At 55.0% G+C, this 19638-nt stretch carries 22 protein-coding genes; 14 read left to right on the top strand and 8 right to left on the bottom strand.

Annotated features, from left to right (window positions below; genetic code table 11):
* Positions 1-65 precede the first annotated feature (65 nt).
* From AAFM46_RS07390 to AAFM46_RS07375, 4 genes are all read right to left on the bottom strand, one after another.
* Positions 66-1577 (bottom strand): SPFH domain-containing protein, encoded by a 1512-nt coding sequence (locus tag AAFM46_RS07390; RefSeq protein ID WP_343320196.1) that lies wholly within the window; start codon positions 1575-1577, stop codon positions 66-68.
* Between the two features lie 270 nt (positions 1578-1847).
* A complete protein-coding gene (locus AAFM46_RS07385; protein ID WP_343320195.1) occupies positions 1848-2111 on the bottom strand; it encodes a hypothetical protein in 264 nt (87 codons plus the stop codon).
* Between the two features lie 157 nt (positions 2112-2268).
* Positions 2269-2598: a hypothetical protein gene (locus AAFM46_RS07380; RefSeq protein ID WP_283526704.1), complete on the bottom strand. Its 330-nt coding sequence runs from the start codon at positions 2596-2598 to the stop codon at positions 2269-2271.
* Between the two features lie 66 nt (positions 2599-2664).
* The gene (locus tag AAFM46_RS07375) at positions 2665-3129 is read right to left on the bottom strand and encodes a GatB/YqeY domain-containing protein (RefSeq protein ID WP_343320193.1); all 465 of its coding nucleotides are present in this window, start codon (positions 3127-3129) and stop codon (positions 2665-2667) included.
* 353 nt (positions 3130-3482) lie between these two features.
* Between AAFM46_RS07375 and AAFM46_RS07370 the strand changes: the two genes are divergently transcribed.
* Together AAFM46_RS07370 and AAFM46_RS07365 are read left to right on the top strand one after the other, a co-directional pair.
* The gene (locus AAFM46_RS07370) at positions 3483-4310 is read left to right on the top strand and encodes a metal-dependent hydrolase (protein ID WP_343320192.1); all 828 of its coding nucleotides are present in this window, start codon (positions 3483-3485) and stop codon (positions 4308-4310) included.
* Between the two features lie 131 nt (positions 4311-4441).
* Entirely contained in the window at positions 4442-5068 is a 627-nt protein-coding gene (locus tag AAFM46_RS07365; protein ID WP_343320190.1) for a phosphoribosylanthranilate isomerase, read from the top strand.
* Positions 5069-5104: 36 nt separating this feature from the next.
* Here AAFM46_RS07365 and AAFM46_RS07360 read toward each other — a convergent pair whose 3' ends face one another.
* Entirely contained in the window at positions 5105-5635 is a 531-nt protein-coding gene (locus AAFM46_RS07360) for a DUF1697 domain-containing protein (protein WP_343320189.1), read from the bottom strand.
* Positions 5632-6645, bottom strand: a complete 1014-nt coding sequence (locus AAFM46_RS07355) for a WYL domain-containing protein (RefSeq protein WP_343320188.1) — start codon at positions 6643-6645, stop codon at positions 5632-5634. The genes AAFM46_RS07360 and AAFM46_RS07355 overlap by 4 nt, the downstream gene beginning before the upstream one ends.
* Positions 6646-6748: 103 nt before the next feature.
* Here AAFM46_RS07355 and AAFM46_RS07350 point away from each other — a divergent pair, with 103 nt between their 5' ends.
* The 7 genes from AAFM46_RS07350 to AAFM46_RS07320 all read left to right on the top strand — a co-directional run bounded on the left by AAFM46_RS07350 (position 6749) and on the right by AAFM46_RS07320 (position 11571).
* Positions 6749-7039: a hypothetical protein gene (locus tag AAFM46_RS07350; RefSeq protein WP_343320186.1), complete on the top strand. Its 291-nt coding sequence runs from the start codon at positions 6749-6751 to the stop codon at positions 7037-7039.
* A gap of 105 nt (positions 7040-7144) precedes the next feature.
* Positions 7145-7777, top strand: a complete 633-nt coding sequence (locus AAFM46_RS07345; RefSeq protein WP_343320185.1) for a zinc-binding dehydrogenase — start codon at positions 7145-7147, stop codon at positions 7775-7777.
* A 147-nt stretch (positions 7778-7924) separates the two neighbouring features.
* Positions 7925-8281, top strand: a complete 357-nt coding sequence (locus AAFM46_RS07340) for a helix-turn-helix transcriptional regulator (RefSeq protein ID WP_283526690.1) — start codon at positions 7925-7927, stop codon at positions 8279-8281.
* A gap of 80 nt (positions 8282-8361) precedes the next feature.
* Positions 8362-9651 (top strand): hypothetical protein, encoded by a 1290-nt coding sequence (locus tag AAFM46_RS07335; RefSeq protein WP_343320183.1) that lies wholly within the window; start codon positions 8362-8364, stop codon positions 9649-9651.
* A gap of 58 nt (positions 9652-9709) precedes the next feature.
* Positions 9710-10135, top strand: coding sequence for a GNAT family N-acetyltransferase (locus AAFM46_RS07330; protein WP_343320182.1), 426 nt, complete (start codon positions 9710-9712; stop codon positions 10133-10135).
* 404 nt (positions 10136-10539) lie between these two features.
* Positions 10540-10719, top strand: a complete 180-nt coding sequence (locus AAFM46_RS07325; protein WP_343320180.1) for a hypothetical protein — start codon at positions 10540-10542, stop codon at positions 10717-10719.
* Between the two features lie 213 nt (positions 10720-10932).
* Positions 10933-11571 carry a maleylpyruvate isomerase family mycothiol-dependent enzyme gene (locus tag AAFM46_RS07320; RefSeq protein ID WP_343320179.1) on the top strand — a complete coding sequence of 213 codons (639 nt, stop codon included), beginning with the start codon at positions 10933-10935 and terminating at the stop codon, positions 11569-11571.
* A gap of 1034 nt (positions 11572-12605) precedes the next feature.
* On the opposite strand, the gene AAFM46_RS07315 is transcribed toward AAFM46_RS07320, so the two are convergent.
* The gene (locus tag AAFM46_RS07315) at positions 12606-13136 is read right to left on the bottom strand and encodes a universal stress protein (RefSeq protein WP_343320178.1); all 531 of its coding nucleotides are present in this window, start codon (positions 13134-13136) and stop codon (positions 12606-12608) included.
* 289 nt (positions 13137-13425) lie between these two features.
* On the opposite strand from AAFM46_RS07315, the gene AAFM46_RS07310 reads away from it, so the two are divergent.
* The 5 genes from AAFM46_RS07310 to AAFM46_RS07290 all read left to right on the top strand — a co-directional run bounded on the left by AAFM46_RS07310 (position 13426) and on the right by AAFM46_RS07290 (position 19089).
* Entirely contained in the window at positions 13426-14592 is a 1167-nt protein-coding gene (locus tag AAFM46_RS07310) for an ROK family protein (protein WP_343320176.1), read from the top strand.
* 130 nt (positions 14593-14722) lie between these two features.
* Positions 14723-15616: an ABC transporter permease gene (locus AAFM46_RS07305; protein WP_343320175.1), complete on the top strand. Its 894-nt coding sequence runs from the start codon at positions 14723-14725 to the stop codon at positions 15614-15616.
* 9 nt (positions 15617-15625) lie between these two features.
* On the top strand, positions 15626-16423 hold the full coding sequence (locus tag AAFM46_RS07300) for an ABC transporter ATP-binding protein (RefSeq protein ID WP_283526675.1): 798 nt from the start codon (positions 15626-15628) through the stop codon (positions 16421-16423).
* Between the two features lie 107 nt (positions 16424-16530).
* Positions 16531-17559, top strand: a complete 1029-nt coding sequence (locus AAFM46_RS07295) for an aliphatic sulfonate ABC transporter substrate-binding protein (RefSeq protein WP_343320174.1) — start codon at positions 16531-16533, stop codon at positions 17557-17559.
* A 6-nt stretch (positions 17560-17565) separates the two neighbouring features.
* On the top strand, positions 17566-19089 hold the full coding sequence (locus tag AAFM46_RS07290) for a sulfatase-like hydrolase/transferase (RefSeq protein WP_343320172.1): 1524 nt from the start codon (positions 17566-17568) through the stop codon (positions 19087-19089).
* Between the two features lie 129 nt (positions 19090-19218).
* Here AAFM46_RS07290 and AAFM46_RS07285 read toward each other — a convergent pair whose 3' ends face one another.
* A complete protein-coding gene (locus tag AAFM46_RS07285; RefSeq protein WP_283526669.1) occupies positions 19219-19617 on the bottom strand; it encodes a MauE/DoxX family redox-associated membrane protein in 399 nt (132 codons plus the stop codon).
* Between the last annotated feature and the right edge of the window lie 21 nt (positions 19618-19638).

Below are 19638 nucleotides of genomic sequence, written 5' to 3'. Positions count from 1 at the left end.
CGGGTATAGCTCTAAGTTACAAGCACTAAGTTATTAGCACTGTTAGCAGCACTCCACAGAGGCGCTTAGTGCGCGTCGATTTCGAATTCGCTCCCAGCTGTTTCGGCGGCGCTGTCACTGACGCCATCGGGTTCATTCGAGGAGTCCTTGCCTACAACACTCTGCAACAAGCCTATAATGTCAAGACCAGTGGAGTCCTTGATCAATTGGGTTGTCTGATGCACACCGTTGGAGACGTTCTTGCTCAACTGGCTTGCACCATCGTTGGAGACCACCGTCATGTTCTTGATAGCAGACATGGGCGCAGCAACTTCGCGAGCCATGGCAGGCAAGACTTCTAGGACCTTGCTGAGGATTGCTGCCTCATTGAACTTCTCATAAGCTTCAGCCTGAGCAGAAATACCAGCAGCCTCCGCCACTCCCTTTGCCTTGATTGATTCGGCATCTGCTTGCCCACGAGACTTGATGACATTGGCATCGGTCCGGCCGCGTGCCTCAATCACAGCAGCATCGGCGTTACCTCGCGCCGTGTTTGCAGCAGCATCAGCTTCTGCTGCCACTCGGTCACCCTCCGCCGTGAGCTTGCGCTTGGCGAGTTCAACGGTGGCTTCGATTTCAGCGGCTTCGGAAGCTCGACGTCGTTCTTCCAATTTCGCGTCAGCTTGCTGGATGAGCCTGTACTTCTCGGCATCTGCTGGCTTACGAACCTCAGTGTCGAGTTCTTTTTCACGCAGTTCAGCACGCCGCAAGGCAACTTGCTGATCGCGGATGATGACCTGCTCATTTTGTTCAGCCGCGGCAAGTGGTCCAGCCGCGTCGGCACGGGCCTGACGGGCATCTGCCACTTCTTTGAGCTCTGCACGCTTGATGATCAGCTGCTGCTGCGCGAGGGCAACCTGCTCATCCGCAATGGCCTTAGCCTGCTCCGCTTCCTGCACGGACTGGGCTTCTGCGATCTTGGCGTTTTTCTCGGCCAAGGCAGCCTCGGGACGCCCAAGGTTACGCAAGTAGCCTGTTTCATCATCCACTGACTGAATCTGGAATGTATCGATCTCCAGGCCCTGGTTGTGCATGGAGTGCTCGGCTTCTTCCTTCACACTCTTAGCAAAGGTGGCGCGGTCCTTGATGATTGACTCCACCGTCAACGTACCCACGATTGAGCGCAAAGAACCAGACAGCGTTTCCTGCGTGTAGTGGTCGATGGCGTCCTGCTGATTCAAAAAACGCTGCGCGGCCTTCCGCACGGAATCAGCGTCTCCACCAACTTTCACCTGAGCAACACCGGTGAGGTGAAGTTTGATGCCGTTCTTTGAAATGCCTTCAATCTTCAACGACACCTGACGCGAGGCAAGCGAAAGTGGGTAGGCTCGCTGTGTAAACGGATTGATGAAAATACGTCCAAAAACAACACGCTGGCTGTTCGGATCGGGCTGGTTCTTATTGTCCTTAGAGGAGATAACCAGTGCCTCGTCAGGGCTGGCAATATGCAATGCCATCCGTGAGATGACCGCGGCGATGATAATGAGCACCACCAGCGCAGCAAGACCGATAAATACAGGAATGAGGTTCAGTAACATGAGACCTTTCGAATTTCACGGCGGCCCTCTCGGACTTCACGGTCCGCCTTCTGGGTCCAATCCTACGGACAATAGGATTATTCTCCACATGATGGAGTAATGTTCGCGCAATCTCCCGAATCTATGCGCGAATATCTCACACCAACCCGCTCATCCGCAGTTGAACAACCCGTAAGCACACTTATCGTCTTTACACGGGTGGGCCATTACAACACCCTGTCCCTGTCCCTGTCCCTATCCCTATCCCTATCCCTATCCCTATCCCTATCCCTAGGGCATCATTCCCGACTGCACCGGCACGTAGTCAACGGCGTTGCGGCGATGTATATTCTTGGCCAGTCGGTCAAACCCCTTGGCATCAAGGTTGTTCCCCAACCTGTACGCTGCCAATGCCTCATCATAAATTTCATTCATCCGGCGGCAGCTGAATTCTGCCTGCGTGCCATCTGAAAATGTGATCGAAATTGTTGTCTTGGCGGGGAAATGCCTACTCATGCGAACATATCCGTCGCTGTCCTGTTTCAGTTGGATCATGGTGGTTCCGCCTTGGAATGTGAACGCCTCATGGAGCTAGAAACGTAACTGTTGTCCCCTGCTTCAGGCAAGGGTGAAAAACAAGACTCTCATAGACTCAGCGCTGTGCTGTTCTTTTAGTGCACAGGCATGCTCAGCTTAAGCTCTCCACTTGTGCCTAACACAGCTGCGCGGCCTTGATGGCTTGTGCGGACTGCGCAGCCGCATCGGCGAGTTGCGCACTGACCAGCGAGAGCGCCGTTTCAAAGGCTTCCGCTCGCTGGGCAGCTTTTGCATTCAGGGGTCTGGGCGTACTCCGGACACCTTCATCGGCTACTCGTTCAGCAGCCTTTCGCCGGTAATTAGTTGTGTATTTGTTGCGTGCCCGGCGCACCCGTTTGTGCAAAGCCAATAATTGGTCTTCGTCCAGCAAAGCCAACCGTTCAGACTCAACCTCACGAAGAAGCGAGGCTTCTTCAATTTTAAGTACACCCAACAAATTTTCCACGAGCGCCACTCCTCAACTAACCAATAAACAGGTATGAATCAGTTGCATATAAGCTAGCACGAGCTTTCATTGCAGGCGCTTACGCACCATTTCAGATATCATTTTGCCGTCAAAACGCCCAGCGATTTCGGCAGTGATCGGTTTCATGGCTGAGCCCATTTGCCGCATAGAGAACTTGCCTTGCTCAGCTTCTAGTCCCGTGATGATCCGCTCAACGATTCCAGCCGCTTCATCGGCGCTCAGAGGAAGGGAAAGGTAGGCTTCAATCACCTCCGCCTCTGCTATTTCTGCCGCGGCCCGATCCTGCTCTTGAGCCTGAATATAGATCTCTGCCGTATCTCGGCGTTTGGCAGCCTCTTTTTGCAACAGCGTGATGACCTGCGTGTTGTTGAACTCAATGGGAGTTTTTCCGCCCTTTTCGCGTGTTTCAATTTCACCCAAAACGTTGCGAACGGTGGTTAGCGCGATCTTATTGCCGGCTTTCATGTGCGCGACGACATCAGACTTGAGTTGTTGTTTAAGCGTTGACATGAGCTCCCTTATGATTCTGGTAATCAGCAGTTAGGCTGCCGTTATAAGTAATTATCCTCCCTCATGCCAGTGAACTGGCACCTCACCGGGATCCGGAACTATCAGACTGATGAAATCCTCCACCATCGAGTGGTGTTTGGGGCCGTTTGGTCCATTCTGGGCATGACCTTCGACGTGTTCTTTGCTCAGGACCCAAAGATAAGCTGCAGGCCTTGGCCCCGGAAGCCCCAAGTGACCCCAGAGATGAAAACGGATACGAGCCAGCGTTGGGTCCATAATTTCGCTGCCTACGCATAGGCTTGAAGCAGCAGGTTTTGTCCACGTGTTGCGGGATCAGAACAAAGAACCCGATAGTGCAAGGACGTGCCCTCATGATGGGAGCCCATCACGCTGCCAGCGGTGCCGCGCTCTGGCTGGCCCTGACAACACACTTTGAGGTGAGGCTCAGCGGCCTCTCACAATTACTGCCAGCCGTTCCAGAGCATCTTTCCATCGGGATGGGTATCCTTGATCCGACTCCTGCGGGTGTGGTCGTAGGAGCGTTGGTAACCGCAGGTGCTGCCCTGGTACCCGACGCCGACCACCGAAACGCAACCATTGCCAAGTCCCTCCCACCCCTGTCAAATATTGTGTGTCGAAAGATTGGCACGATATCTGGTGGGCACCGGCACGGAACTCACTCCATTTTGGGTCTCGCCTTCTTTATCAGCATCGCTGCCCTAGCCGGAATGTGGACGATTGAGCTGGCAAACTTCGGCACCATCTATCCGGGAGCGGGTTTGCTAGCTGTCCTGTTGGCATCCTTTGCTGCAAAAGCACTGAAGATCATTCCCGACACCATGCGAAAGTTCCCTTGGGTGCTGGGTATTGCTGTTGGCATTTTCGTCATGATGTTTGCACCCCAAGAACCTTACTGGTTGCCTTTGACCATGGCGCTGGGCGTTGGTATCCACATAATTGGAGACATGCTCACGACAGGTGGCTGTAATCTTATCTGGCCCTTGCGAATCAGGCCCCCGAGTGCTTTGCGCGGGGTTGCTTTAGTAAATATTTTCTGGCGCCCTGGCGGCAGTTTTGCCGTGCCGATCCTCGGGAATGCTGGTTCAATACGCGAATGGCTGGTCCTTGTTCCTGTCAGTGGTTACGTCATCTGGGCTATTGCGGCAACTATTTTCCTTTGAGCGCCTGCGCTCACTAGACCATCTCCGAGCTTGGACCCATAGGAGCCAAAGGGCGGTTCCTGCTGTTAACATGGCAGTTATCTCCCTCGCGAAATTCATACCCGAGTGGCCCCTTTGAACCAGTCAGGACAGTGTCAGCCTTGTATATAAAGATTTGCGGATTGCAGACGCCCGAAACTGTTGCAGCGGCTGTGGACACAGGCGCCAATGCCATTGGTTTTATTTTTGCCCCTGGAAGCCCACGGACAATCACGGCAGCGCTCGCCGCCGAGCTTGGACGCGGCGTCGAAACAGTGTGCGGCGTCGAAACGGTGGGGGTGTTCCGCAACCAGCCCATCGATGAGGTACTCAGGACTGCACAGGGCGCCGCCGTGACAACTGTGCAATTACACGGGGATGAGTCCTTGAAAGACATGCATCGGCTGCGTGAGGAGGGTTTTCGCACCTTGCGGGCATTCTCGGCGCACGCGTACAGCTCTCTAAGCCCCAGCGAACGGCAGTTGTGGGAATCCGAACGCGTCTTGCTGGACGCCGTCGAGCCTGGTGCAGGGGTGAGTTTTGATACAAACATGCTCGCGAACGGTGTGCCGCCAGGTTTTTGGCTGCTGGCTGGGGGGCTGACTCCTGCCAATGTGGCAGGATATGCCAACGCGCTGCGCCCCAGCGGGGTGGATGTCTCTAGCGGTGTGGAATCCAGCCGCGGAGTCAAGGATGCCGGGCTTATTAGAGAATTTATAGAAGCGGCCAGGGCCGCTTAGCTGCAAACATGCGCTAAAGATGATCGAAGCCGGACGTCAATTCGAGGAGTATTTCTTGATGAGACGTTCGAGGGTACCCATGGTGCGGGAAGTTACGGGCACCCCAAGAACCCGTTCCAGCAGCACTGTTGCATCGCCTACCGTTCTCCTCTTTATCCAGCAGGCACTAATGGCATATTGCTGCGTCAGACGCCGTGTTTCAACGAGACCGTTCGTACTTTGAAACGGGACTTCTCTGGGTAGTTCAGTGTGGCAGTAGTCAAAGAACGAGACCATGATTTTGTGAAGTGCCTCATCAGCTGGCACTACTGATTGCTCTGCAACGATGCGCACTAGATCTCCAAGGGGTCTAACAATCACTTCCTGCGAGAACCCGGAGGCTCGGAGTTTAGCCACGGCGGCTCGTGTGAGCGCCTTAGGCGTATCGGAGTGGAAGATAATAGTGCCGTTTGTCTGGTGATTCCTCGCCATATCTGGCCCGCCGAAAGCATCCACCAAATCCTTACTTGTGGGACTGCCCAATTTGCCGAAGTTAACGTACCGGAAGAAGGCAACATGTTTACTCATCGCTCACCAGCCTGTCCACGACTTGTTTCCTGTAGACCAGCATCAACTGTGGCTATGTTAGCGGCAACACGTAGGCGGTGAGCAGATTCATTCATTTTCTTCCGCATTTCTTCTGGTGAGCGAATAAAAAATGGCAGATTCGCGGACAGAAGGTAGACGGCAACAGTTTCGTAGGTGTCCGCACCGGTATGAACAACGCACGAGTTCTCATCCAGTGGCTCGATAAAGACCGCGTCAATCGGGAAAAGTGTGGCAACCTCTGACGCTGGTGCATGGAACACAGCCTCAACACGGAATGCATACGGAGCAGTGGCAATCGAATTGGCCGTGTATTGGGCCATGTCTGATCCCGGGGGCTGGCGAGGCACAAAATGGTGCTTACCAGGTAGGTAGGCAGCAATACGATCAATGCGCAGCGTTCGCCACTCGCCCTCGTGTGGATTCCAAGCAACCAGATACCAAAGGTAGTCATTTTGGATGACCTGGTGTGGCTCATAAAGCTGTGTAGGCTGCGACTGTCCACGGGCATTGTAGGTAACTTCCAGTTGTAGACGAAGCCGACAATATTTGGCCAGTTCCCTTATGGTCGTCGCTGAAGTGCCGGGTACGGCGGCCTGGTATGAGGCAACATATCTGTTAATGTCATCTACAGCCCGTTTATGCTTAGCAGGCAACAGGCGGGACAGCTTAGTGATGAGCAAGTCTCTATCAATGGCAGATGGCTGCAACGACATCGCTGCCGACGACGACAACCCTGCCAAAAGTGCCACGACTTCAGTCTCAGTAGGCAGCAAGGGAGCAACTCTGCGGCCCGGACCAAGCTGATACCCACCATGCGGACCGGGAACAGAGTCGATCCCGAATCCGACCTCTTTTAACGCTGAAATATGTCTTCGAATACTGCGTTCATTGACACCGAGAAGTTCCGCAATACTGCGCGCGGGTACGGGCACAGCAGCAGATTGCAGGACCTCAAGTAGCTCAAAACTTCGCCTCAAATATTCAGTCACGAACATCACTCTAATAACAAACCAGGACGGTTCAGCGCCGCATCTGTTGTTAACGTGGCAATACGGCTACTCCAAGCCCTACACCAGCCAGCAAAGAGGAACCATGAAGACGACACAAATCAGTCTTGCCAACCGTCCGAACCAGCAAATCAGGCCTGAAGACTTCGCCCTCGAAGTAGTGGAGTTACCTGAGCTCTCTGATGGAACGGTATTAGTTAGAAACACTGCCATGGCGTTGACATCGGTCATGGCAGATCTGATGCGAGGAAATGACCTCCCCATGCCTCCTTACTGTCTTGGTGAGCCCCTATGGGGAGGTGCCGTAGGCGTTGTAGAGCAAAGTAAAAGTCAACGCTTCGTCCCAGGTGACATAGTCCAAAGCATGGCCGGGTAGAGAACACGTTTTGTGGCTGATCAGGATACGCTTTTTCCAGTTTCAAGCGCTCAGTTTCCCAATCCAGAAGTTTTGCTCAGTCAGGGGCCCACGGCTTATCACGGCATGGTGAATATTGCAGAAGTCGGAAACAATGACACCGTATTCATTACCGGGGCTGCTGGTGGTGTCGGATCACTTGCGGGGCAGATTGCACGGAAACGTGGAGCCCAGCGCGTGGTTGGCACAGCTGGTTCTGACGAAAAAGTAACTTGGCTCGTGGACGAACTTGGTTTTGATTCGGCCTTCAACTATAAAAATGCCGGAATTGAGGAATGGCTCGGCGAGCAGTTCCCCCAAGGCTTCAGCGTCTTCTTTGACACCGTTGGTGGCGCACAGTTTGAGATGGCGATCAGACATGCCGGCCAAAATGCCCGCTTCGCGCTGTGCGGGACTCTCTCCGAACAATTCTCCAAGGATGGGACGGATCAGCGCCCACGCTTCGACATCATGACGGGGATTCGCAAACAGTTGCATATTCGTCCGTTCAGCACCTACCACACACCGGAACAGATTCATGCTTGGACCACGCACTACGCCCAGTGGCTCGCCGACGGTGACTTTAGTTTTCCCCACACAAGAATTTCGGGCGGCCTAACTGCCGGTCCGGAAGGCCTCATGACACTTATGCGCAGTGCCCATCGCGGCAATGTGATTCTTGATCTCAGCGAGATCATCCCCAAGTCGATTGCGAGATAAACGATGTCCAAATCCCGGGGTTCCACGCGCAGTCTGAGCCAGGTTCTGACGCTGGGCCAGTATCTGCCAGTTAGTGACTTGTGAGAGACTACGGCTCAAGGGCGCACCTTGAGGTTAGATACTCCCACTGTGGTTATATTGGCTGATATGACTGAAGTAATGTTTTGGATTCTCGCAGCCCTTGCTGGTGGCAGACAACACGGATATGGCATCCTGCGCGATGTTGAAGCGCTAACGGCGGGAACCGTCTCGCTACGAGTGACCACACTCTATGCCACGCTCGAACGGTTGGAGCGAGATGGACGTCTTCGTCGTGCAGGTGAAGAAACTGTTGATGGCCGAGCACGCCGCTACTACGAATTGACCGAAGATGGGCATCAAGCACTCATTCTAGAAACCGAGCGGCTCGCGGCAAGGGTTCTGGCCGCACAAAGTCGTCTACTAACGCCACGCCCTGCTCCGGGCAGACCCGCGGTGGCGACAATGTCATGGGCGCATCTCTGATGAGCAACCGCGGCAAGAGTCCTTACGTTCAACTGTTGCGCTGGTATTCAAGAGCGTGGCGGAAAGATCACGGGCATATTATGCTCGATACCCTAGAACAGCACGCAAGCGAACGTGGCAGTGCACGTCCCTCGATTTCCGAGGCTTGGTCTATCAGGGCTCACGGATTGAGTACAAGAGCCACACGACGTTGGGCGGCAATTAGCGCAGGCGCAGCGTTATTCGCCTATTTGATTGCAGGTTGGCTCCTACTCAGCAACGCGATAGTGCTCACAGGCGCAGAGAGTACTTACTACGCGCTAGCTTTTTTTGCTGCCCCGCTGGCACTTGCCCTCTCCGCCGTCGTACTCCTGCACCGGAGTGGGCAACTCTCCGCCCCGGCTGCCCTGTTAACTGCTGTCAGTGCCATACCTGCCTGTGCGTTTACGGCTTTTTCGGCAGCGAGCTTCTCAGTAGGGTTTGATGAAGCGGATGCCGGCCTGGGTTCTGGCTGGTTTGGATCCTCGACACTGATCTTTTTGGGACTGGCATGGATCGCTGGAACGTTCGCTCTTGTTGCACCGGCCAGTTCGGTACTGCCAAAAATTCGCATAGCAGCAATCCGTGTGCTGTTGCCCAGCCTTTTGGCGGCGATAGCTGTTCCTGTCGTGGGAATACTCATACACGCGGGCCAAATAATCGGAGTTATGAGTGCCACCACTCTCCTTGTCATGGCCCTGCGAGGTGACCCGTCCGTTCGGACGGCATCAAAGCGTCAGTACAGTCCGATACTGGGCAAAGATCAAGCAACGATTTTGAACCCGAGGCTGACTCGTCGTGGGTACCTAACAATTAGTGTATGGGCAGGTGTGTCGCTGATTCTTGGAGCAGGCTGCGTAGTGTTCGCGCTCACAGGCAGTCTCATCTCCCCTGTTGCCCGCGATTCCACACATGCCATGAATCTAGGTTTGGCGGCAGGGGCCTTGGCGGCGATTCCAATTGTTATTGCTTACGGATTGACTCTTTTCCAGCGTTATGGCGCGCCTTTCCTAGCCGCCACACTGACCTGTTGTGGGAGCCTGGTCCTAGAATCGGCTGCCCAGGCGCTGGGGGCGGACCATTTGATGCAATGGCCCTTGACCCTCGCTTCGGCGCTACTCTTGGGCACTGCGCTTGCGCTACCTAGTGGACGCCTGCTCCCGGGCCGGGGCTCATTCCGGTTTGGTGTGACAGTAGCACTGGCTTTAGCTGCTTCAGCCATTGGAATCTTCATCGTGACGATGGCAGCCTTCATCGCCCCACTGGGAGCTGCGGCCCTGTTTATCTGGTCATTGGATAAACGCTCAAAACTAATGCAGCAACCAAACTTACCTATGGTCTATCCATCCTGAAACATCCCAAGCTCTTGGCGGGATTTCGGCTCTAAAGTTTGCGTGTAAGACTTAGGGAATGGCTGCGTTCAACGTCTTGACCTCTGCAGAAGTGGCAAACCACGAAATTCTCTCTTTATATGACTCTGTGGGGTGGATTGCGTATACAAATGATCCAGACCTGCTTTTTAGGGCCATCAGCAACTCATCATTCGTTGTTACAGCGCACAACGGCACGGGTCAATTGATAGGTCTTGCTCGGGCAATTTCTGACGACTCAACAATCTGCTATCTGCAAGATATTTTGGTTCGCCCGGAGTTCCAAAATACCGGCGTTGGCCGTGCGCTGATAGACCACGTCCAACAGAGATACCACCACGTACGGCAAACGGTGCTGATCACCGACGATGAGCCGAAGCAACGTGCTTTCTACCAATCACTCGGAATGGTTGAAGGCTCAAATGTCATTCCGAACGCAGTGCGCGTTTTTGTTCATTTTAGATAGTTCAACCAGCAACTCAGGAGGATGTCTTGATGACCCTGCAGACAAAGCGTCTTGTCCTTGAACGCCTGGGGAACGAGGACGCCGAAGGAGAGCACTTAATCCGTAGTGACCCTTAGACTCTGGACACATGTTTGCGAGCATTCGGCACAGTGCAGCCCGGCAGATGACACACAATGCTGAATCGCCAGCTCAGATCGTGGGATCGAGACGAACTTGGGGCATGGATAGGCAGGAAACCCGGAGACTTCCAGATCATTGGGTAGGGCGGTTACTCGATTAGCCTTGGGGCGTATTGTAATCTCGGATATCGCTTCGCGTACGAAGCGCAAGGTCAAGTTTTTGACCACTGAACTCTCGCTTCTCGCCATGGAACAGGCGAGATAAAATCGATTGGCCTCCCGATCGTGGCGTATTTGCTTGAACGAATCCTCTCCTCAGCCCTGGTGGCGCAGAAAGCAGGTCTCTCGCTAGTGCACCGCTGCCTTGATGCTGGCAACCCCGAACCAACAGCTATAAGACTTGGTTATTTAGATCGGGATTTATCTCAGGTAGAACTGACCCAGACTACTGATTTTCGTCTCTAGGACACCGATGGTCGCACCCACGTGTTGACTGGTAACGAAGGAAGGACGTCGAGGATGACCGCATACAGTCAGTTGGTTTTGACTCCAGGATCACTCCTAGGATGGGTATCTGGGATTAGCAAGAGCTGCCAGTCTTCGAGGGTCAAGGTTTGGAGCGCCGAGTCCTGAACGCCCTTGGGGGGAATGGAGATAGCCTGCAAGAATCAAGTGAAAGTGACTGATGTACTTATGAACCTTGAAACGGATCCGGAAACTGCCACCCAACTCTGCCTCGACGCACAGGCAAGATTGGCATCCCGTGTGGCACACCTAACCGAAAAAGACATTCGTTCAGCGAGTCTCCTCCCGGATTGGAGCGTGGGCCATGTACTAACCCATCTGGCCCGCAATGCCGACGCACATGCCCGCCGTTTAGCAGGTGCATTGGCGGGAGAAGATGTACCGAAGTACCAGGACGGTGAACAGCAACGCCGTCACGAAATAGAACAAGGGGCCACGCGTTCCGCTGTTGAGATCATCACCGACCTTCATGCCAGCATGTCCGCACTCGAGCAGACCCTTGCCAAATGCAGCCTGGCGGGGTGGCCAAACGACAATTTTCTGGGTGGAGGAGACTACGGCGTTGCTGGATGTCCCGCGCACAGGTTGCGCGAAGTGGAGATGCACCATGTTGACCTCGGGCTTGGCTATTCACCTCTGGACTGGCCCCAGGAATACGTAGCTTGGGACCTGCCAGTGTTGCTTGCCACTGTTCCGGATCGGTTGGAATCTTCTTCTGAGCGCCACTCCTTAATGGCATGGCTAGCCGGCCGTGGCCCACTAAGCACCACAACCAAACTTGCGTCCTGGTGAGCAAGAGCCCTCACCTAAGCCACGAGGACGAGAAGTCCACCAGCGCCCTGATAAGAGTTTGCGATTCTCTGGAACTGATTGTTTGTACCGGGTTGCTCCGACCTCACCAGTCCCCCGGAAAAGTCTTAAGGATCCGTAGTGTGGCTCCCAGTGAGCTGACCAACTACCCTCACAACCGTGTCCACTACCGCGTCCGGGCGATCGCTACCCGTTTGCACTAACTTCTGTCGGCGTGAGTAGCCCTATGCTGTCCTCATACCGCAGGCAGGAAGATGGAGAACTTCTGACCCAATTCTCGGATGGCGTGAACGCACGAGCTAGTCTGCAGCTTGCTCATAAGCCAACTGCACTTCAACCCAGCTTGATGCCATCATGATTGAAAGTTTAGAACACCACCAACGATCGGCTGAGAACCTGGAGTATCACTGAAGGCACAGATTGCGAACGAGTCAAACTTATAGGATATTCGGACTGTCCGGAGCATTCTTTGAGGCACCATAAAAATGAAAGTGATCTCGTTGATAAAATGCGAGGGCATGAGGATTATTCTTCGCAAACACCGGCGCCGATAGCCGGTCCGGCAAATGCAAACCCGACAATTTCTCCATCGGTTTAAGCGAGTCAAAGCTTACGGCTGGGACGTTCACTTGAGAGGATTTATGTCCCCCAATGCTCCCTTTGCGCTAGGGCGTCACTACCGAATTTGTCCCGGGGAGACAATGCGCCACAGGTTCCCGTCATGCTTCGCTGTGGACTGTGGACTGTGGAATGTGGAATGTGGGATGTGGATTGTCGACTGCGGCCAGAGCGTTGGCTGCGTTCACAGCTAGAGGTCGTATGAGCCTTCCTGTCATGGTCACAGACCAGCCCTTCCACATTGGGTCACTTGGACCGCCGTGTCGATGCCAAATGGTTGACTAGCGGGGCTGGCCCAAACAGTTTCACTTCCTGGGTCTTACGCCCAGGCCGTGACGCGGCCACCACTTCCAGATCCAGCATCTTGAGGTTTGATGGACACCGGATGGGTGTGAGGACTACTCTCTATCCGCCAGCCCTGTACCCTCTGAATTCACTGAGTTCCCTGAATTCACTGGATTTGCGGCGGCCTGAGATGTGGGCGCAGTCCGCACCACCAAAACAGGGCTTTGCGCATGCGCGGTGCAGGCAGTGCTGACAGAACCCAGCAGCAATCCCTTGAACCCGCCCCGTCCTCGTGAGCCAAGGATCAGCATCACCGCAGACTTGCTTCGTTCCATCAAGACCTTTGCTGGTTGTCCACGAAAACACTCTGCGCTAAGTTCTTCGGGCACACTCTCGCCGAAAGCCTTGGATAAGGTCTCCGTGAGTATTTCTTGGGCGATCGCTTTGGGATGCCAGTCAGCTGCTGCGTAGGGACCGTAAACGGGCTCTAGTTGCCATGCGCTCACAGCTACGATCGTAGCGCCCAAAGCGGGCGCCAGTGTCGTTGCCCAGTGCAATGCAAGAATCGATTCCGGTGAACCATCAACACCGACCACAATTTCCGGAATACTATCTGTTGTTGGAACTTTGGGAACTTGTTGCATAGTGTCTGCCGCCTTTTCATGAACCATAGGGCAGATCTCCGCCAGCCCGGTATCTACCATCATTGGCCTCTGGGGCTGATTTGGAAAGGCTTGACCCTCAATTGCCGAATTCCGCACAGTACCTCGCCGGTGGATTCAGAGAAACCAATGATGTCAATGCTGGAACGTACACCACAAATAATTTAAGTCAACAGGCTTTACAAAAGTACCCATGCTAGCTACATAATGGTCAGTGAGGGCCCTTTAAAAACATTGGCAGCCCCATATTTTAACAACTGAAAGAGGGCCCGTGCTCACATCCGATGACGATGTTTTGCAGGCAGTTCGCCGTAGACACGAGCTGCGCGTTCTGGACGCACTGGCAATTCATGGTACCCGCACCCGTCGTCAGCTGGAAACTGACACAAACCTCTCCCGCACAACCCTCTCGGCCATCGTTGGCGCCCTGCGCCAGAACGGTGTGCTTGCTGAACATGACCAACTTATCCACGCCCCTGGACGGAGCGGCCGGCCCACCAAAGTACTCTCGCTTAACCCTAAAACATGCGCCGCAGTGGGCATCGAACTAGGCCGACGCCGTATCAGCATCACCGTCACAGGCTTTGACGGTTCACGCGTCACCCACGAAAGTGCGCAGATCCCCGGAACGCTCGCACTACAGGAAAAAGTCCAACACGCCGCCACCATGCTTCGCGAGCTTATTAGCTCTGGGGCCATCACCGCCGAAACCGTGATTGGCATAGGGGTTGGCATTGCCAGCAGGCACGCCAACCCCCACTCACTCTCAGACGGAGTGCAGCAACAAAGCGACCCTGAGGGCGCTTCCCTCCAACCACTCCGAGATGAACTAGCAGTCCCGTTGTTGTGGGATAACAACATTCGTCTGGCGGCAATGTCATATGTTAAATCCAACGACAACCTCCTCTATGCCGCACTCTCCGCCGGAGTGAGTTGCGCCGTCGTCAGCAATGGCAGGCTTCTGCGCGGTGCAAACGGATCTGCGGGAGAGCTAGGACATATGAGTGTTGATTTCGCTGGTCCCGTGTGCTGGTGTGGACGTCGCGGTTGCTTGGAGAGTTACATCAATGAATCCAATGTCCTGCTCGAATCTGCACGTCGAGGCCAGACCTTTGATTCTATTGCCGCCATGGCCAAAGCGGCCGCAGAGGGCAACAGTATTGCAAGGAGTGTAGTGGACTGGGCTGCTGAACTGCTGGCCCGAGCCATCAGTGGTGCCTGCGTGCTGCTGGATCCGAGCCGTGTGGTCATTGCCGGGGAACTTTCACAGTTTGGCGAACAGCTTTTAGTGCCCATCCGAAATGCTCTGGCAGAACAGTCCTTGGATATTGGTCCACGCTCCACCGATATCAGCACCGCTGTATTCGCGGTCGCCGCCGGAAGCGATGGAGCCGCACAGATGGTCCTCAAACACTGGGCCACGTCGAACCAAAGCTAGCCAAAGTCTCCCTAGAAGCCTTCCTGTGGCTCCAACGGTCAAGGAGGGAAATATGTCCGGACAATTTGGCGTCAACCCTACTTATGTAAATAGTCTTGACAGCATGTGATCTATGCCATAAATTTAAGCCATGGCACCAAAAGACACCGTCAGTCCGGTCTATGACGCACCCGCATCCACCGGCAGCCCAACCTCCGAAGAGGACCAGGGAATTAAAGCGTCGGGGCCAAAGAAGTCGAGTCCACAAAAGACGCGAGGATCTGGCACTCGTAAGCTGAGCCGCCAGTCCATGATTGCGATCAATATAGTTTCTGTGGCGGCTGGCTTGGCAGCGTGGACAATTTTCTCAGCTTCAGGGCTCGTCACCTTGCCCGGACCGTTAGAAGTAGGTGTTCGGGCCGGTGAGGTCATCGCTGACGGAACCTTGGCGGGAGACACGTGGGCTTCACTCTCCCGAGTCTTAAGTGGTTTCTTCCTAGGCAGCCTCTTGGCAATTCCGGTTGGTTTCATCATGGGTTGGTATGGCATAGGACGCGCAATTATTGAGCCCTATGTACAGTTTTTCCGCACCATTCCCCCACTGGCGCTGCTGCCTTTGGTCATGGTCACGATGGGGATTGGCGAGACACCAAAGATCTTTGTTATTTTCCTGGCCGCATTCCTATCCTGCGTTATCTCCACTTATCAGGGAGTGGTGAGCGTTGACAACACACTCATTAATGCAGCCCGAGTGCTCGGCGCGAACAGCTTTGTGATCTTCCGCCGCGTTGTAGTACCTGCATCGTCTCCGTTCATCCTGGTCGGCATGCGCATCGGTCTAGGTGCTGGCTGGGCCACAGTGGTTGCCGCTGAATTGCTCGGTGCCGTCAACGGGCTTGGTGCCCGCATGCAGGCAGCCATGCAGTTTTATGACATGCCAACCATCCTCGTGAACGTGATCGCCATTGGAATTTTGGGTCTGGTCATGGACCGTCTACTACTCATGGTCGAAGCTCATTTGACCCGCTGGCAAGAACGCCGCTAAGGAACCTCAATGCCCACTCTTACCAATAACGCGATGATCCGTTTTGAGGACCTTCGCCAAGAATTCACCCTTACTGGAACCACGTTCACGGCGCTCGATGGCGTGAACCTAAACATAGCCGACGGCGAATTTGTCACCGTTGTGGGCCCGTCCGGCTGCGGGAAATCCACCATGCTGAATGCGGCGGCTGGGCTGCTGGACCCTACCAGTGGCCGTGTGGTGGTCGATGATCGTGAAGTGAACGGTCCCAGCACACGAACGGGTGTCATTTTCCAGCAATACGCACTCTTTCCGTGGCTGACAGTGCGCAAGAACGTGGAATTTGGTCTGGAGCTAAAGAAGGTTCCGGCGAAGGAACGCAAGGCGATCGTGGACCACTACCTTGACCTGGTTGGCCTGACCCGCTTTGCCGAGGCCCTCCCCAAAGAACTCTCCGGCGGCATGAAGCAACGGTGCGCCATTGCCCGCGCCTACGCTGTCAACCCGGAGATTTTGCTCATGGACGAACCATTTGGAGCCCTCGATGCCCTGACCCGAGTGCATATGCAGGAGCAGCTACTTCACACATGGACCAAGGAACGCCGCACAGTCATGTTCATTACCCACGACGTCGATGAGTCAGTCTTCTTGGCCTCCCGGGTCATCGTCATGGCGGCTCGTCCGGGCCGCATCTACAAAGAGATCCACATTGACCTCCCCTACCCGCGAACGGAGCAAATGCGTCTCTCCGATGAGTTCGCAAGACTTCGGGCACAGGTATGGGAAGCCGTCTATCATCAGCCAGATGCCAAGGGCGCTGACGAATAAGCTGCCGTCGCTTACCTCCGCCCGGCTCCATCCAGAACTGCACTCACTAAACCAACTATCGAACTTACCCGGCCAACCAGGGCCAGCAACTACACCCAGGAGACACCATGACTTCATCTCTTTCACGCCGTAACGTTCTCCAGCTCTCCATGGGAGCAGCCGCCATTTCACTGCTGGCGGCCTGCGGAGGCAACACCGATTCCAAACCTGCCGGCACCGGCGCCTCAGCGAAAGATCCCGTGGAGATCAAGGTCGGTTACATCGCCGACTTTAACGGTGCCGCCTTGATGGCCGTTTCCGACCAAGAGGGCTACTGGGCCACCGCCGGTCTGAAGCCGAAGTACATTCCCTTCACTAACGGCCCCCTTGCTATCCAGGCACTGGGCACGGACAACGTGGACGTGGCGTACATCGGATCCGGCGCCCTCTGGCTGCCGGCCTCCGGCAAAGCCGAGATTTGGGCCGTCAACTCAGTTTCCAATGCGGACCGTATCATTGCCCAGTCTGAGTTCAAGACACTGGCTGATCTCAAGGGTAAGAAGATCGGCATCGCTACCGGCACCTCCGGCGATCAGTTGTTCTCCTTGGCGCTGGCCAAGGAAGGCCTTGCCCGGGCCGACTTTGAAATCACACCCATGGACCCGCCCACGATCGTAGCCGCTTTTGCTTCGGGACAGATCGATGGGGCAGCGTTGTGGTACCCGCTGATCGACAGTGCCAAAAAGGGCAAGCCTGACATGGTTGAACTCTTTGGCAACGAGGACTTCATTGACCAGCTCACCTTCCCCTCCACGTTCGTGGCTGGGGCGGGACGTGCGGCAAAGGACAAGGAATTGGCCACTGCGTTCATTTCAGTGGTCAAGAGTGCCAATGACTACCGCAAGGAAAATCTTGACACCACTATTGCGGTGACCGCCAAGTTCCTCAAACTTAAGGAAGAAGACATGAAGGCCCAGGCCAGTGTGGCCAAGCTCTTCACTTCCAAGGAACTGGAAGATCTTTCCTCCAAGGGCACTATTGACACTTGGCTGAACGCCTTGCAGGAACAGTTCAAGGCCGCGGATAAGATCCCTGCTGTTGTGGACCCCAAGACGTTCTACGACTCGGAGCTGTATGCCTCCACAAAGAAGGCCTAACCGTCCATGACTGACAGTTCTCATAACACAGGCGGCTCCCGCCAGAACATGCTGTTCCTGATGACGGACCAGCAACGTATCGACACCCTTGGCTGCTATGGCAACACTTCGCAACACACACCCAACCTCGACAGGCTGGCCGGGCGAGGGACCACCTTTGACCGCGCCTACACCCCCACAGCCATCTGCACCCCCGCCCGGGCCAGCCTGCTCACCGGGTTACAACCGTTTGAACACGGATTATTGGCAAACTATGAATGGAACTCAGGCCATCGTGAGGAGCTTCCTGATGGGCTGCCTACGTTCTCGGCGGCCTTGATTGAGCAGGGATATCGGCTCGGACACGTGGGCAAGTGGCATGTGGGCAAGGACCGTGGCCCCGAACATTACGGCTTTGAAGGAATCCACCTGCCCGGGGCGCTAAACGTCTTTGATGACCCAGGGTACGAAGGGTGGCTGAAGGCAAACGACTTCCCTGACTTCCGTATCTCCAGCCCGGTCTACACCACTCGTGCGGACGGCAGCCAGGGGCATTTGATTGCCGGGGTGACTGACCAACCAACGGAAGCTACCTTTGAGGCTTTCTTGGCGGACCAAACCATCGCGAAATTGCGTGAATTTGCTGCTGGAGCTTTGCAGGAAGGCGGAGATCGCACACCATTTTTCCTGTCCTGCCACATCTTCGGTCCACACCTGCCCTACCTGATTCCGCAAAAATGGTATGACATGGTTGATCCGGCCACGGTGGAACTACCGGGTTCCTTCGCTGAAACTTTCCATGGGAAACCCATGGTGCAGCAGGCCTACGCAGAGTACTGGTCCACTGACTGCTTCACGGTCGATGAATGGAAGAAGCTCACAGCTGTCTACTGGGGCTACGTAGCCATGATCGACCATGAAATAGGTCGCATCTTGGACGTCATGGACGAGCTGGGCTTGAGTGATACAACCGCAGTCATGTTCACTGCAGACCACGGCGAATTCACGGGCGCACACAGGCTCAATGACAAGGGCCCGGCCATGTATGAAGACATTTACCGGATTCCCGCCATCCTTGCCCTACCAGGGGAGCACGGGCGGCGGGAGGACCGTTTCATCAGTCTGCTGGATTTCACGGCCACCTTTCATGAGATCGCCGGGGCAGATGCCTCCGGGGTACGCGGCCGTAGTCTACTGCCCTTGGCTCATGGTGAAGAGGTCTCGGGCTGGCGCGAGAATATCCTGTGCGAATTCCACGGCCACCACTTCCCCTATGCTCAGCGAATGATCCGCAATAAAGAAGTGAAGTACATTGCCAATCCTGAAGGCATTGACGAGTTCTATGACATGGTGGCTGATCCTGATGAGCTGATCAATGTCGTTGATGTACCCGTTTATCGCGACCGGGTGCGCACCATGCGTCTTGCCATGTACCGCCAGTTAGTGGAGCGTGGGGATAAGTTTGCCCAATGGCTAGCCTTTGCCGGTGATATCCCGGCCAGTGAGCGAGTCCGCCCGGTCACTGCTGTGGAACGTTTCATCACCCAGTAACCAGCTATTCGGCAATACCAGTTTCACAGTCAGGGCTGCCGCAATAAGGCACCTGCCACGAAAGCCGGGCACCTACGGGTGCCCGGCTTTGTTGCTAGTTGGCTTCCTAGCATTGGGGTGCGCTAGTCGTTAGGGCTTACGGGCACTCCATGCCCAGGCAACCAGGGGTACCTGCAGTGGCAGTCGGACCGAGTGGATCTTCTTAGCTGTTGAATTTCCGTCCGGCCCCCAGGCACGCCGCAAGGCCGTCACGTGCCCCGCGGTGAAAGCGATGAACATCAAAGCGGAGGCTGTCGCCGCGGCCTTGCGTGTCCGGGGAATCAAGAGTCCTACCGCAGCGAGTGCTTCCGGCACGGCCGAGGCAATCACCCACTGATGACGTGTCATTAGCGCAAATTTTCCGCCTTTATCGCTGCACAGTGACGGTGGAACAACGGCGTAATAAAACTTGGGGTCCTTGATGTGGTTGATGGCACTTGTACCCAGCAGAGCAGCCAGGGCCCACGCTTTGAGGTTGATTGAGGTCATTGACCCATCCTTGCATGCCTA

It is taken from the genome of Arthrobacter sp. TMP15 (genome assembly GCF_039529835.1).
GTDB lineage: Bacteria > Actinomycetota > Actinomycetes > Actinomycetales > Micrococcaceae > Specibacter.
The sequence above is the reverse complement of the archived record's forward strand: the minus strand, read 5'-3'. Positions and strand labels throughout refer to the sequence as shown.